The 13,251-nt window shown below is 61.7% G+C and carries 14 protein-coding genes; 3 read left to right on the forward strand and 11 right to left on the reverse strand.

Features of this window, described 5'->3' with window-relative positions:
• The first annotated feature begins 19 nt into the window (after positions 1-19).
• Positions 20-748: a UTRA domain-containing protein gene (locus IB266_RS14420; RefSeq protein ID WP_060741112.1), complete on the forward strand. Its 729-nt coding sequence runs from the start codon at positions 20-22 to the stop codon at positions 746-748.
• Positions 749-755: 7 nt separating this feature from the next.
• On the opposite strand, the gene IB266_RS14425 is transcribed toward IB266_RS14420, so the two are convergent.
• The 7 genes from IB266_RS14425 to minC all read right to left on the reverse strand — a co-directional run bounded on the left by IB266_RS14425 (position 756) and on the right by minC (position 6,506).
• The gene (locus IB266_RS14425) at positions 756-938 is read right to left on the reverse strand and encodes a hypothetical protein (protein WP_060741113.1); all 183 of its coding nucleotides are present in this window, start codon (positions 936-938) and stop codon (positions 756-758) included.
• A gap of 212 nt (positions 939-1,150) precedes the next feature.
• Positions 1,151-2,440 carry a M18 family aminopeptidase gene (locus IB266_RS14430; protein WP_014339686.1) on the reverse strand — a complete coding sequence of 430 codons (1,290 nt, stop codon included), beginning with the start codon at positions 2,438-2,440 and terminating at the stop codon, positions 1,151-1,153.
• Between the two features lie 101 nt (positions 2,441-2,541).
• On the reverse strand, positions 2,542-3,645 hold the full coding sequence (locus IB266_RS14435) for a hypothetical protein (RefSeq protein WP_192261589.1): 1,104 nt from the start codon (positions 3,643-3,645) through the stop codon (positions 2,542-2,544).
• A gap of 37 nt (positions 3,646-3,682) precedes the next feature.
• Complete coding sequence (locus IB266_RS14440; RefSeq protein WP_018612476.1) at positions 3,683-4,318, reverse strand: RluA family pseudouridine synthase; 636 nt, start codon at positions 4,316-4,318, stop codon at positions 3,683-3,685.
• Positions 4,319-4,500: 182 nt separating this feature from the next.
• A complete protein-coding gene (gene minE / locus IB266_RS14445) occupies positions 4,501-4,755 on the reverse strand; it encodes a cell division topological specificity factor MinE (RefSeq protein WP_003179111.1) in 255 nt (84 codons plus the stop codon).
• On the reverse strand, positions 4,755-5,567 hold the full coding sequence (minD, locus tag IB266_RS14450; protein ID WP_003179114.1) for a septum site-determining protein MinD: 813 nt from the start codon (positions 5,565-5,567) through the stop codon (positions 4,755-4,757). The genes minE and minD overlap by 1 nt, the downstream gene beginning before the upstream one ends.
• Positions 5,568-5,768: 201 nt before the next feature.
• A complete protein-coding gene (gene minC, locus IB266_RS14455) occupies positions 5,769-6,506 on the reverse strand; it encodes a septum site-determining protein MinC (RefSeq protein ID WP_192261590.1) in 738 nt (245 codons plus the stop codon).
• A gap of 118 nt (positions 6,507-6,624) precedes the next feature.
• Between minC and IB266_RS14460 the strand changes: the two genes are divergently transcribed.
• Both IB266_RS14460 and IB266_RS14465 read left to right on the forward strand, forming a co-directional pair.
• The gene (locus IB266_RS14460) at positions 6,625-7,557 is read left to right on the forward strand and encodes a lipid A biosynthesis lauroyl acyltransferase (RefSeq protein WP_060741116.1); all 933 of its coding nucleotides are present in this window, start codon (positions 6,625-6,627) and stop codon (positions 7,555-7,557) included.
• Between the two features lie 35 nt (positions 7,558-7,592).
• On the forward strand, positions 7,593-8,747 hold the full coding sequence (locus IB266_RS14465; RefSeq protein ID WP_192261591.1) for a patatin-like phospholipase family protein: 1,155 nt from the start codon (positions 7,593-7,595) through the stop codon (positions 8,745-8,747).
• Between the two features lie 179 nt (positions 8,748-8,926).
• Here IB266_RS14465 and IB266_RS14470 read toward each other — a convergent pair whose 3' ends face one another.
• The 4 genes from IB266_RS14470 to alc all read right to left on the reverse strand — a co-directional run bounded on the left by IB266_RS14470 (position 8,927) and on the right by alc (position 13,213).
• On the reverse strand, positions 8,927-9,712 hold the full coding sequence (locus IB266_RS14470; RefSeq protein WP_192261592.1) for an outer membrane protein OmpK: 786 nt from the start codon (positions 9,710-9,712) through the stop codon (positions 8,927-8,929).
• A 501-nt stretch (positions 9,713-10,213) separates the two neighbouring features.
• Positions 10,214-11,515, reverse strand: a complete 1,302-nt coding sequence (locus IB266_RS14475; RefSeq protein WP_192261593.1) for a urate hydroxylase PuuD — start codon at positions 11,513-11,515, stop codon at positions 10,214-10,216.
• 51 nt (positions 11,516-11,566) lie between these two features.
• A complete protein-coding gene (locus IB266_RS14480) occupies positions 11,567-12,070 on the reverse strand; it encodes an ureidoglycolate lyase (protein WP_192261594.1) in 504 nt (167 codons plus the stop codon).
• A gap of 147 nt (positions 12,071-12,217) precedes the next feature.
• Positions 12,218-13,213, reverse strand: a complete 996-nt coding sequence (alc, locus tag IB266_RS14485) for an allantoicase (RefSeq protein WP_092171116.1) — start codon at positions 13,211-13,213, stop codon at positions 12,218-12,220.
• Between the last annotated feature and the right edge of the window lie 38 nt (positions 13,214-13,251).

A 13,251-nucleotide genomic window follows, 5' to 3' on the forward strand; every position in this document is an offset into this window, starting at 1 on the left:
GTCCAGATAGGTAACGTTGATGCGCATCGATGCAACCAAAGCGGTGACAGCCATCGGACAGGTCCTGCAAGAGCAACTCGACCACGGGTTGCTGGCGCCGGGCAGCAAGTTGCCGGCCGAGCGCAAGCTCAGTGAATTGTTCGGGACCACGCGGATTACCGTGCGCGAGGCGTTGTTGCAGCTCGAAGCCCAGGGGCAGATTTATCGGGAGGAGCGCCGGGGCTGGTTCGTCTCGCCGCCGCGCCTGGCCTACAACCTGATGCAGCGTAGCCATTTCCACGCCATGGTTGCGGCCCAGGGGCGTGTGCCTTCTACCCAAGTGATCTCGGCGCGCCTGCAACCGGCTTCGGCGGCCGTGTGTGCCTGGTTACAACTGCCGGCGCTGTCCAGCGTGATCCAGATCTGCCGCGTGCGCCGTATCGACGAGCGCCTGGTGCTGTACGTCGAACACTACCTGAACCCGCAGTATTTTCCGGACATCCTCGAGTTCGATCTCAACCAGTCCATCACCGAGTTGTACGCCCGTCATTACGACCTGCACTACGGCCGGGTGAAGTTCGAAATCGTGCCCACCTCTTTACAGCCGGAAGCGGCAGCGGCGTTGAGGGTTTCGGTGGGCAGCCCCGGGCTTCGCATCGCACGGGTCAACTATGACCAGCACCAGCGGCTGATCGACTGCGACCTGGAGTTCTGGCGACACGACGCGATCCATGTCGGGGTGGATGTGCCCGAGCAACCGCCCGCTTGAGGTGAACTCAGGCTGACTCGTTGAGCTTGGCCAGGATCCTGAATAACACCGTGGCGAGGATCAGCAACATGCCGATCCACATGGCAAAGACCCCGACGTTCTTGTCACGGAAGTTGAAGCCGATGGCCAGCAGGATCATGCCGGCGATGATGGGGACCAGCATGCTGTTGAACGAAGACATGGAAACCATGGAGACGGCCTTGTCAGGGGGGATAAGGCCAGTCTAGTCGGGGTTTTGCCGGGTTGTGATGATGTGTGTCACATCGCCCGCGATCCTGAGGAGAACACTGTGTGGGAGCAAAGCTTGCTCGCGATGAAGGCGACTCGATTTCTGGAAAAGTCGCATCACCTTCATCGCGGGCAAGCCTTGCTCCCACAGGGTTCATCATGCCTTCGGGGCGGTTATGGCAACTCGCGAGAGGCGTAGAACGCGCTCAGCACCTTCACCAGATGCGCCAGGTCATGGCTGCCGCACAGTTCGCGGATCGAATGCATGGCGAAGGTCGGCAAACCGATGTCCACGGTGCGCACGCCCAGCTGGCTGGCGGTGATCGGGCCGATGGTCGAGCCGCAGCCCATGTCGCTGCGTACCACGAAGCTCTGCACCGGCACTTCTTCGGCCATGCACAGGTGACGGAAGAACCCGGCGGTTTCGCTGTTGGTGGCGTAGCGCTGGTTACTGTTGACCTTGATCACCGGACCGGCGTTGAGCTTGGGGCCGTGGTTGGCGTCGTGCTTGTCGGCATAGTTGGGATGCACGCCGTGGGCGTTGTCCGCCGACACCAGCAGGGATTTCTGAATGGTGCGAACGAACTCTTCACCTTCAGGCAGCAGGCGACGCAGGGTTTGTTCCAGCATCGGGCCGTCGGCGCCACAGGCCGAGCACGAGCCAACCTCTTCGTGATCGTTGCACACCAGTACGCACGTTTCTTCGGTGTCGGCGTTCAGCAAGGCTTGCAGGCCGGCGTAGCACGACAGCAGGTTGTCCAGGCGCGCGCCAGCAATGAAGTCGCCGTGCAGGCCAATGACCGCGGCGCTTTGGGTGTCGTAGAAACTCAACTCGTAATCGAGCACCACGTCGGCATTCAGGCCGTGTTCGCGGGCCAGTTGATCGGTGAGCACGGCACGGAAGTCGACGCGCTCGTCACCGGCGAACTGGGCGAGGATCGGCGGCAGTTCGTTCTGCGGGTTGATGGCCCAGCCCTGGTTGGCTTCGCGATTGAGGTGGATGGCCAGGTTCGGAATCGTGGCGATCGGCGCCTTGAAGTCGATCAACTGGCTTTCGACCTTGCCATCGCGGCGGAAGGTCACGCGCCCGGCCAGGGACAGGTCGCGGTCGAACCACGGCGCCAGCAGCGCGCCGCCATAGACTTCCACGCCCAACTGCCAGAACCCGTGGCGTTGCAGCTCCGGCTGTGGCTTGACCCGCAGGCAAGGGCTGTCGGTGTGGGCGCCGACCAGGCGAATGCCGTCGTGCAGCGGTGAGTTGCGGCCGAGCTTGAAGGCGATGATCGAGGAGTCGTTGCGCGTGACGTAGTAGCGACCGTTGGCCTCGGTGGCCCAGGTCTCGCGTTCGTCAAGACGCTGATAGCCGGCCGCCTCCAGGCGCTTGGCCAGGCTGGCGGTGGCATGGAACGGGGTAGGGGAGGCCTTGAGGAAGTCGATCAGGCCTTGGTTCAACTCTGCGCGCATAAGTCACTCCAGACAGCGATGGGCGGGAGTTTACCCCATCGACAGCCTGCGTTGCAGGCCCAATCCCCCGTCGGGGGGTGTTCCGCGGGCCCCGCCATCGATCAGCCCGAGGCCGTGATCCGCTTGCGCAAGTGCGCCATGATCAGGGACTTGTCTTGTGCCTTGGACGGTTCTGGCAGGTGCCGCGGCCAGTGCTCCAGTTGGCCGAACCACTGTTGCTGGCGCTTCGGGTCCAGGCGAAGGATCTCCCGCGATGCCGAATCCCACCAATGGTGCCGGCAGAGGTTGTAGTAAGGATGCTCCGGTGCCGCGCTGCCATACAGCAGGTCGCGACCGATCCTGTGCAAGGGGCCGCTATGATTGCGCAACTGCCATTTGATCTTCAGCCGCCGCCAGGCAGACGGGAAAGGCCGGGTGCGCGGAACGTCATGGCAACGCTCCACCAACTGCGTGTTGAACGCCTCGCCGTGCTGGGCAAAGAAGTGCGCTTGCATGGTGTGGAAGAAGCGCTTCTCGGCGAAGTAGTGATAAACGTGCTTGTTGGTTTCGTTAATGGTCTGGTTGCGCAAGGCGAATGAAATCGCGATCTGTTCGATGGTGTGGATGTCGAAGCCACCTTCGGTCCATTCATCGATCAGCCCGACGGCCTGGGCCAGCAGCGCGCCGTCTTTGTCCGTCACACCGCATAACCCGCTGTTGTAGAGCTTGAAACTGTTGTCCGAGGTAATGCCGTGGGCGCGCAGGTGCGTGCCCAGCTTGAGGTAATCCACGCGCTTACAGACGTAGCTCCAGTGGTATTCGAAGCTGTCCATCAGGTACTGCCCTGGCTGGATTTGCTTGAACAGCAGGTCGGGATCGGACAGGAACAGCGTGTCGGTGTCGACGAACAGGGTCTTTTCCGCCAGCGTCAGGCCGGCCGCGATGGCACAGGCCTTGCGACGGTGAATGTAACCGTTGTTGCCTTGCCACTCGGCCAGCAACTGCGGGCTCAGTGCGAGGGTTTCGACCGGCCAGCCGCGATAATCCTCAGGCCGGTCGGTCAGGATCCTGATGCTGGGCAGGGTCGCTGGATTGCCGTGGGCCAGGGCGGTGAGGATGCTGAACTTGGCTTCGTGGCGATAAGCGTCCTTGTCGCCGTAGATCAGGTAGAGCAATTGGTGGCGGACTTTTTTGACGGGTGTTTCCTGAAAATCAATAACCTGCATGCCAAGCCTTTATCGGATGAAACCATTTTTCACGGATCTAGAACGGTGCCGGGCACTCGAAGCGCAGACGCTCGCCGCTTTGCGGATGGGTGAAGCTCAGCATGCTGGCGTGCAGGCACAGGCGTGGCCAGGCGGCGAGGGCCTGCGGATGGGCGTAGAGCCCGTCGCCCAGCAGCGGGTGACCGATGGACAGCATGTGTACGCGCAATTGGTGCGAGCGCCCAGTGATCGGTGTCAGCTCGACCCGGCACCAGTCGCCGCAACGTTCCAGTACGCGCCAGAAGGTCAGGGCGTGTTTGCCTTGTTCATGGTCCACCACGTGCCGGGGTTTGGTTGGCGGGTCGTAGCGCAAGGGCAGGTCGATGCTGCCACTGTCCAGCTCCGGTTGGCCCCAGCACAACGCCGTGTAGGCTTTTTCGGTTTCGCGATCATGAAATTGCCGGGACAGTTCGCGATGGGTGTCCGGGTCACGGGCCAAGAGGATGATGCCGGAGGTTTCCCAGTCCAGTCGGTGCACGATTCGCGCTTCCGGATAGCCGTTTTCCTGCAAGCGGGTGATCAGGCAATCTTTGTTGTCGTCGGCCCGGCCGGGCACGGAAAGCAACAGGGTCGGCTTGTCGACCACCAGGACAGCGGCGTCCTGATGAATGATGCGGATGTTGGACAGGGGCATTGAAAACAGTCTCGTTACAAACGCCAACGGCGGCTGGGCCCCGACCCTTGGGGGAGCGGGCTTGCTCGCGAAAGCGGTGTTTCAGGCACATTGATACTGAATGTGCCACCGTCTTCGCGAGCAAGCCCGCTCCCACAAAAGGGCTGTGGGGACCCGAGCCGCCGTGGCTCCCGCCGGGGCGATCAGCGATCCGGCAGGGTGATATTGAGTTCCAGGATCGAGCAGCTGCCCTGGCTTTCCAGCGCCACATGCACGTCATCGCTACCGATGTTGACGTATTTGCGGATCACTTCCACCAGTTCCTTCTGCAAGGCTGGCAGGTAGTCAGGGGTGCTGCGTTGGCCGCGTTCGTGCGCCACGATGATCTGTAGACGCTCTTTCGCGACCGAGGCGGTACTGGGCTTTTTGTTGGCACGAAAGAAGTCAAAAAGGTTCATTACCTACCTCCAAACAGGCGCTCGAAGAAACCTTTCTTCGTTACATCGAGGAAACGATGCTCCACGGTCTTGCCCAACAGGCGATCGACGGCATCGCTGTATGCCTGGCCGGCATCGCTCTGGTCGTCGAGAATCACCGGCACGCCGGAGTTGGAAGCCTTGAGTACCGCTTGGGATTCCGGAATGACCCCCAGCAGGGTGACCGCGAGGATTTCCTTGACGTCTTCGACGCCGAGCATTTCGCCGTCGCTGACCCGTTGTGGGTTGTAGCGGGTCAGCAGCAGGTGTTCCTTGATCGGCTCTTCGCCCTTCTCGGCGCGGCGGGATTTGCTCGCCAGCAGGCCCAGCATGCGGTCGGAGTCACGGACCGACGACACTTCCGGGTTGGTCACGACAATCGCTTCGTCGGCGAAGTACATGGCCAGGTGGGCACCTTTCTCGATACCGGCCGGGGAGTCGCAGACCACGAACTCGAAGTCTTCCTTGAGTTGCATCAGGACCTTTTCCACGCCTTCCTGGGTCAGCGCGTCTTTGTCGCGGGTCTGGCTGGCGGCCAGCACGTAGAGGTTTTCAAGGCGCTTGTCCTTGATCAGGGCCTGTTGCAGGTTCGCTTCGCCGTTGACCACGTTGACGAAGTCGTAGACCACGCGGCGCTCGCAACCCATGATCAGGTCCAGGTTGCGCAAGCCGACGTCGAAGTCGACGATGACTGTCTTGTGGCCGCGCAGAGCGAGGCCGGTACCGATAGCGGCGCTGGTGGTGGTCTTACCCACACCACCCTTGCCGGATGTAACCACGAGAATCTTGGCCAAGGTGTTTCACCCCTAAGGAAAAAGGGACTTTGTCAGCCCCTGAAAAACATCTCTGGAAAACCGTTGCAATTGGACAGGCTTGGCTGGAATCGGCTGTCGGGCGGGGTCTACCTCCGGTAAACACTGCCAGATCCTTTTTCCTACGTCGTTTAAGCCGTTTTCGCTCGTTTTAGAGATGCTTGGAAAATGCGGCAGTATCCGTTAAAGCCGAATGATGTTCAACACGTCGCCCGACAGGCTGATCTGAACGCCGGCGCCCCACAACGGGTCGCGACGCAAATCCTCGGAGACCTTGTACTGCCCGGCGATGGAAACCAGCTCAGCGCTCAATTGCTGACAGAAGATCCTGGCTTTGGTATCACCCTTGACGCCGGCCAGTGCTCGACCGCGCATCGGGCCGTATACATGGATGTTGCCATCGGCCAGAAGTTCCGCCCCCGGGCTGACCGACGACACGATGACCAGATCGCCACCCTGGGCATAAATCTGCTGCCCGCCGCGCACTGGCGAGGTGATGACCCGCGTTGGCTTGATGGTGGGCTCCGGTGGTTTTTCCGGGGCTTTCTTCGCTTCGGCCGGGCTCAGTTCCAGCACGCGTTCCCGGGCGCCGGACGGCGGCAGCACGGGAATGTCCACGGCGATTGCGGCGGCGATGTCTTCGATGCGGCTGGCGCGGATCGCCAGGGTGCGCAGACCGTGCTGGCGGCAAATGCGCATCAGGCCTGGCAGATCCACTGAGCCTTCGCCAGCCGGCAGCTTGTCCAGGGCCAGCACCAGGGGGGCATTGCTGAAGAAGTTCGGGGCCTGGGCGACTTTCGCCGCCAGTTGCCGGTCAAGGCTCTTCAGGTCGTTGCGGGCCAGTTCCAGCACCGTAATGGCGAGCATGCTGCCCTTCAGCTGGAACACGGGATCTTGGTCTAGCGGTTCGGTTTGGCTCATGGTCGGCGTACAACGGCTTGTCACTAAAAGTGCCGAGACTTATAACGAGATCGTCCGCCAGCCGCAACCCGGGTCGAACAATGTAGAATGCGCGGCCCATGTCCTAATGGAAGTTGTAATGGATCGCCCGCGTTTTCGAGCTGCATTTTTTCATCCGCGTTTCTGGCTGCTGTGGTGCGGCCTGGGGCTGTTGTGGCTGATCGTGCAATTGCCTTATCCGTTATTGCTGCGGGTCGGTCGTGCATTGGGGGCGCTGATGTACCGGGTGGCTGGCGACCGACGGCGCATTGCCCGTCGCAACCTGGAACTGTGTTTCCCGCAAAAGTCCGCTGCCGAACGCAAGCGTCTGCTCAAGGAAAACTTTGCCTCCACCGGCATCGCTTTTTTCGAAATGGCCATGAGTTGGTGGTGGTCGCGTTCGCGTTTGGCGAAACTGGCCCATGTCGAAGGGTTGGAGCATCTCAAGCAGGCTCAGCGCGAGGGCAAGGGCGTGATCCTGATGGCGCTGCATTTCACCACGCTGGAAATCGGCGCGGCCTTGCTCGGCCAGCAGCACACCATCGATGGCATGTACCGCGAGCACAAGAACCCGTTGTTCGACTACATCCAGCGCCGGGGCCGCGAGCGGCACAACCTCGATTCCCTGGCGGTGGAGCGTGACGACGTGCGGGGCATGCTCAAGCTGCTGCGGGCCGGCCGGGCGATCTGGTATGCGCCGGACCAGGACTACGGCGCCAAGCAAAGCGTGTTCGTGCCGCTGTTCGGCATCCAGGCCGCGACGGTCACCGCCACCACCAAGTTCGCCCGCCTGGGCAAGGCGCTGGTGGTGCCTTTCACCCAGGAGCGCCTGGCCGATGGCAGCGGTTATCGCCTGGTGATCCAGGCTCCGTTGACGGATTTCCCGGGGGAGACCGAGGAAGCCGATTGCATCCGCATCAATCAATGGGTCGAGCAATCGGTGCGCGATTGTCCCGAGCAGTACCTCTGGGCCCACCGGCGCTTCAAGAGCCGTCCACCGGGCGAGCCCAAGCTGTACGACAAACGCGGCTGAGTTTTTTGATATCACCTTGAGCACGGAGCATTGCGATGACCCCAGCTGAACCGGTTACAGGTTTGATTCTTTCCGGCGGCGGGGCTCGGGCGGCGTATCAAGTAGGGGTATTGGCGGCGATTGCCGAATTGTTACCCGACGGGGCGGATAACCCGTTTCCGGTGATCGTCGGCACCTCGGCCGGGGCGATCAACGCGGTCAGCCTGGCGAGCGGGGCGATGGACTTCAAGAGTGCCATCGAGCGGCTGACGGCGTTCTGGCAAGCGGTACGCAGCCACCAGGTCATGCGCAGCGACTGGCGCGGCGTGCTGGCCCAGGCGACGCGTTTCATCACCCACAGCCTGCTGGGCCTGGGGACCAAGTTGCCGGTGGCGTTGATCGACAGTTCGCCATTGCGCGAACTGCTCCAGGCCCAGTTCCACGCCTCGGGCATCGAGCAGTCCATCGCCGAACAGCAACTGCGGGCGGTGGCGGTGACGGCATTCGGTTATGAATCCGGCCAGGCCGTCACTTTCTACCAGGGACGCGGGACCATCGATGCCTGGCTGCGTCATCGACGTATCGGTGTGCCGACGCAGTTGTCGGTGGAGCACCTGCTGGCCAGTTCGGCGATTCCGCTGTTGTTCGCGCCGGTCAAGATCGGTCCGCAGTATTTTGGCGACGGCGCGGTGCGTCAATCGGCGCCCATCAGCCCGGCCTTGCACCTGGGGGCCAATCGCGTGCTGGTGATCGGCGTCAGCGGCAACCCCCGTGGCGCCGGTGGCCAGGATCCTTCCGAGCGCAGCTACACCGGCCTGCAACCGACCCTGGCGCAGATCGGCGGTCATATGCTCAACAGCACCTTCATTGACAGCCTGGAAAGCGACATCGAATTGCTTCAGCGCCTGAACGGTTTCAGCCACTTGCTGCCCGACGATGTGCCGGCCCATGCCCTCGGCGCGGCACCGGTGGAGGTGTTGGTGATTTCGCCGAGCCAGCCGATCGATGAAATCGCCGCTCGCCATCGTCAGGAACTGCCCCGTGCGTTGCGGGTTTTCCTGCGGGGGCCGGGCGCGACCAAGACCAGTGGCGCGGGGGTGCTGAGCTACCTGTTGTTCGAGGCGGGGTATTGCCGCGAGCTGATCGAGTTGGGACGCCAGGATGCGTTGGCGCAGCGCGAGGCGTTGAGTCGGTTCCTGGGGTTGTCCTGACTGATGCAAGCAGGTCCACCGCTATCGCGAGCAAGGGATTTGCGGTGGGCGCTGAATCCTGGCTTTCACGAAACCAATGTGGGAGCGAGCTTGCTCGCGATGACGGCGGCACATCCAACACCTGTTTTGCCTGACCCACCGCCATCGCGAGCAAGCTCGCTCCCACAAGGGTGACGCGATTAGAAGTGATACTTCAGCAAAAAGCTGGTGTTGCTCTGGTTGGTCTTGAACCCTTCGCTGTCTTCGATCCCGTATTTGTTCTTCCAGTAGTCATACTCCACGCCCACATACAGCTGCTTGGCGCCAAGCTTCAAGGCCTTGCCCAGGTCATATTTGATCTGCGGGTTGATGTGCAGGTTGGCGTGGTAGGTGCCCTTCGAGTTGCTGTCGTTGTCCACCACCCAGTCGATGAAACCGTCGATCAGGATGTCGGAAGAACCCACCGGTACGGTGTAGGCCCAGGCCGGGGTGATCTGCCAGACGTTGTCGCCGGCGCGCGGGCCTTCGGTCTGGCGGTTGTAGAAGTTCAGCTGGAAGTAGTCGAAGCCGGGAATCGCCAGGTCGAAGCCCGGGCCGATCAGGTAGGACTCGTTGTCGCCTTCACCGAATTCATAGGTCATGGCCAGCAGCACATCCTTGATCGGCCCCAGCTCCAGCTTCTGGTCGAAGATCTTGCCGAACGACAGGCGCGGGCTGAACTCACCGTAGTAGGTGTTCGGGCCGGACTGGCTGTCGTCCTGGCCGTTGTAGAAGATCCGGTCGAGGAAGAAGAAGTTGTCCCCGTACTTCCAGGCATCGGCGTGTTCGAAGGTCACGGTCTGCTGGATACGCGGGTTGACCTGGAAATCCTTGCCATACAGGTAGGTCAGGCTGTTGTTCTGCCATTGCAACAGGTCGTCGGCCATCGCTTGGCCTGCGACCAGCAAGGATCCTGCGAGTATCAGGCTGGTGCACGTACGTTTCATTCGGTTTGCTCCCAAAGGTAAGTGGTACCGCAATTTTTTAAGGTCAGCGCTCTGGTGTGGCGCCTTTTTCCATGGATTAAAAAACATCCGTTCGGTCAGCTTTTTGAGCGTGGCGAATGCTGATAGCAAGCGTTGAGCCAAGTCCGGAAAAAACCGGAAATGGCGTGGCCTGCGGTTTTTTGATCAGTCGGAAAAGCTGTTTTCAGGGGCGCGTCATGTCCGCCAACGCTGCAACAAGTTGGCGGTCCGGTCAGGATCGGAAGGGATTTTGTTGTAGGCCTGCTTCAAACGGCCGCGCAGGATACGGGCTTGCCTTGAAGGGCTCAAGTGCCCTGCAACAGCGCATGGGCGGCGAATTTGGGGCGTGATGGCGGGGCTTGGTCATCGGGTGCTTTCCTCTTGTTTTTATTGTTGAGGCGCAGGCAGTCGCTGACGGGGGACCGGTGGTGTACCGGTCGACCTGTCAGCGGTATGACGATTAACGGTGTTGGAGCGCGTGGCTCAGTTGGTGTGCGCGCCCTGGTTGATCCACGCGCCGATCAGGTCGCGTTCCTGCTGGGTCATCTGAGTGATGTTGCCCAGCGGCATGATCTGGCTGGTCACGGCTTGGGCCTGGATGCGCGCGGCCTGTTGCTGGATCTGCTGCGGCGTGTCGAACATCACCCCGCCCGGCGCGGCGCTGAACAACGGGCTGGTGGGCTTGGCCGAGTGGCAGACCGAGCAGCGTTCCTGGATCACGCTGTGGACCTTCTCGAACGAGGGGCCCTGGGCGTTGGCGGCCTGGGTGGGTGCCGAGGCCGGTGCGGCGGGGGCGGTCGCCGGTTTCGCGCCGCCGCCCACTGCCGTTTCCGGCAACGGTTGGTACTCGATCACGCCGGGTGCCTTGGCCACGTCCGGTGCGCTGGGCATGGGTTTGGGGCCGGTGACATAAGCCAGGCAGATCATCGCCAGGGCGCCGACCGGCAGCGTCCAGGCAAACCGGTTGCTGTCATGGCGCGTGTTGAAGTAATGCCGCACCAACACCGCCGCCACGGCGATACCGGCCAGGATCAACCAGTTGTACTGGCTGCCGTAGGTACTCGGGAAATGGTTGCTGATCATGATGAACAGCACCGGCAGGGTGAAGTAGTTGTTGTGGCGCGAACGCAACAAGCCCTTGGCCGGCAATGCCGGGTCGGGAGTGCGGTTCTCGGCGATGGCCGCGACCAGGGCACGTTGTGCCGGCATGATGATGCGGAACACATTGCCCACCATGATCGTGCCGATGACCGCCCCGACATGCAGGTAGGCACCGCGACCGCTGAACACCTTGCTGAACCCGTAGGCCGCGGCGATCAACAGCACGAACAGGATCAGGCCGAGCAAGGCAGGGCGCTTGCCCAGGGCCGAGTCGCAGAGGAAGGAATAGACGAACCAACCGACGAACAACGAGCCGATGCCCAAGGCGACGCCTTCGGGGCCGCTCAGGCCGCTGCCGGGGGCCAGCAGGTAGACGGTCGGGTTCCAATAGAACACCACGCACAGCAGGGCGATGCCCGACATCCAGGTGAAGTAGGCTTCCCATTTGAACCAGTGCAGGTTGTCCGGCATGGACGGTGGTGCGAGTTTGTATTTTTCCAGATGGTAGATGCCGCCACCGTGGATCGCCCACAGGTCACCGGCCAGGCCGCTCCTGGGGTTGACGCGGTTGAGGTTGTTTTCCAGCCAGACGAAGTAGAACGACGCGCCGATCCAGGCCACGCCAGTGATCATGTGAACCCAGCGTACGCTCAGGTTCAGCCATTCCAGCATATGTGCTTCCACAGTCTTTACCTCTCGCCCGTCACGCTTGTCTGCGCGTGATCGGACCTTCTCTTATTGGTGGGGGGCGAGGATCAAACACTCATCCTCTTTGAAAAAATGCTCATCGCAGTTATTACCTGTGCCACTGCGATCAACCACCAGGAAGTCATCCCGCTTTTCGATCGTCAGCACCGGGTGGTGCCAGACGCCGCGATGGTAATTAATGCCCTGCCTGCCGTTGGTGACGAAGGCGCGGACCAAGCCTGATACAGGTGCATCGCCAAGTGGCGCGACCACGATCAGAAAGGGGTTGCCGAGCAGCGGAATGAAGGCCTGGCTGCCCAGCGGATGGCGCTCCAGCATGCGCACGGTCAGCGGCATGTCCAGCGCGTCGGCGCGGAAGATGCTGATGATCGCCTGGTCGTCCGGCGTAGCGGTTTGCACCGTCGCCAGGCGATGGAAGCGCATGGTCGAACCGTTGTTGATCATGAAGTGATCGCTGCCGTCGGTTTCGATCACGTCACCGAACGGGGCGAAGGCTTCTTTGGTCAACGGTTCGATCTTGAGTGTGCGCATGCTGGTCTTCTTATCCAAAAAATTCTGTGTCGTTTGTTCAGCTTCTGTGGCGAGGGAGCTTGCTCCCGCTGGGTCGCGAAGCGGCCCTCAAAATGGGACTGCTGCGCAGTCCAGCGGGAGCAAGCTCCCTCGCCACAGGTGCGGTGTTTACTTCGCTACCTTGCCCAACACCCGCAGGCGACTCACGCCACCATCCGGGAACACATTGAGGCGGATGTGGGTGATCGGCCCCAGGGCCTTGATCTGCTCGGCGAAGGTGTGCTCGGCGTGCATCTCCAGCTTCTGGCTCGGCAGCAGTTCGCGCCAGAACAGCGACTGGGTTTCGATCTGGCTGTCGGTGCCGCCCTTGACGAACGCGCCCTGGATCGAGCAGCTATCGGGGTAGTTGCCCTTGAAGTGCAGGGTGTCGACGATGACTTTCTCGACCTCGCCGGCATGGCCCAGGGCGACGATGACCCAGTCATTGCCCGGGGTACGACGACGGGCGGTTTCCCAGCCGTCGCCCATGTTCACGCCACGACCCGGGTTGAGGATATTGCTCATGCGGCCGAAGTGCTCGTCGGAGCAGGCCAGGGCGCGGCCACCATTGAGGGCGGCGGCCAGGTCGATCTGTTCGTTGTCGCCCACGGCCGACCAGTCGCGGTACGGAATGCCGTAGACCCGCAAGCGGGCCACGCCGCCATCGGGGTAGATGTTGAAGCGCAGGTGGCTGAAGGCCTGGTCGTTGCTGATTTCGTGGTAGTGGTGGCTGTTGCCTTGCAGCTCCACGGCCGACAGCACTTCAGTCCACTGGGTGTTTTCGTCCGGCTCGCCTTCGGTCAGGAAGCAGGCTTCGAGGGAGGCCGACGGGGGGTAGTTGCCGGTGAAGAATGAGGTGTCGATGTCCACGCCCTTGATCGAGCCCGCCACACCCAGGCGGATCACCGCACTGTCGTAGCCTTCGAAGCGCTTGCGCCGCGATTCCCAGCCGTCCATCCACTTGCCGTTATCATCGAACACGCCCTCCTTCCACACGGCCGGGGTCGGCTGGAACAGGCGGTTGGCGTCGGCGAACCAGTCGTCGGTGACCGAGATGATCTTGGTGCCCAGGCGGGCGTCGGCCAGGTTGACGAACTTCTCGAAAGGTACGGCGTAAGCTTTCATTCTTCTTGTCTGCCTTTAAATAAGTTGGCTGGGGATGC

Origin of the sequence: Pseudomonas sp. Pdm06, assembly GCF_014851795.1 — a bacterium.
GTDB lineage: Bacteria > Pseudomonadota > Gammaproteobacteria > Pseudomonadales > Pseudomonadaceae > Aquipseudomonas > Aquipseudomonas fluorescens_AA.

What these genes read in the sequence shown, in the direction of transcription:
- IB266_RS14420 (WP_060741112.1), top strand. Translation starts at nt 20, where the DNA reads ATGCGCATCGATGCAACCAAAGCGGTGACAGCCATCGGACAGGTCCTG.
- IB266_RS14425 (WP_060741113.1), bottom strand. Translation starts at nt 938, where the DNA reads ATGGTTTCCATGTCTTCGTTCAACAGCATGCTGGTCCCCATCATCGCC.
- IB266_RS14430 (WP_014339686.1), bottom strand. Translation starts at nt 2,440, where the DNA reads ATGCGCGCAGAGTTGAACCAAGGCCTGATCGACTTCCTCAAGGCCTCC.
- IB266_RS14435 (WP_192261589.1), bottom strand. Translation starts at nt 3,645, where the DNA reads ATGCAGGTTATTGATTTTCAGGAAACACCCGTCAAAAAAGTCCGCCAC.
- IB266_RS14440 (WP_018612476.1), bottom strand. Translation starts at nt 4,318, where the DNA reads ATGCCCCTGTCCAACATCCGCATCATTCATCAGGACGCCGCTGTCCTG.
- minE (WP_003179111.1), bottom strand. Translation starts at nt 4,755, where the DNA reads ATGAACCTTTTTGACTTCTTTCGTGCCAACAAAAAGCCCAGTACCGCC.
- minC (WP_192261590.1), bottom strand. Translation starts at nt 6,506, where the DNA reads ATGAGCCAAACCGAACCGCTAGACCAAGATCCCGTGTTCCAGCTGAAG.
- IB266_RS14460 (WP_060741116.1), top strand. Translation starts at nt 6,625, where the DNA reads ATGGATCGCCCGCGTTTTCGAGCTGCATTTTTTCATCCGCGTTTCTGG.
- IB266_RS14465 (WP_192261591.1), top strand. Translation starts at nt 7,593, where the DNA reads ATGACCCCAGCTGAACCGGTTACAGGTTTGATTCTTTCCGGCGGCGGG.
- IB266_RS14470 (WP_192261592.1), bottom strand. Translation starts at nt 9,712, where the DNA reads ATGAAACGTACGTGCACCAGCCTGATACTCGCAGGATCCTTGCTGGTC.
- IB266_RS14480 (WP_192261594.1), bottom strand. Translation starts at nt 12,070, where the DNA reads ATGCGCACACTCAAGATCGAACCGTTGACCAAAGAAGCCTTCGCCCCG.
- alc (WP_092171116.1), bottom strand. Translation starts at nt 13,213, where the DNA reads ATGAAAGCTTACGCCGTACCTTTCGAGAAGTTCGTCAACCTGGCCGAC.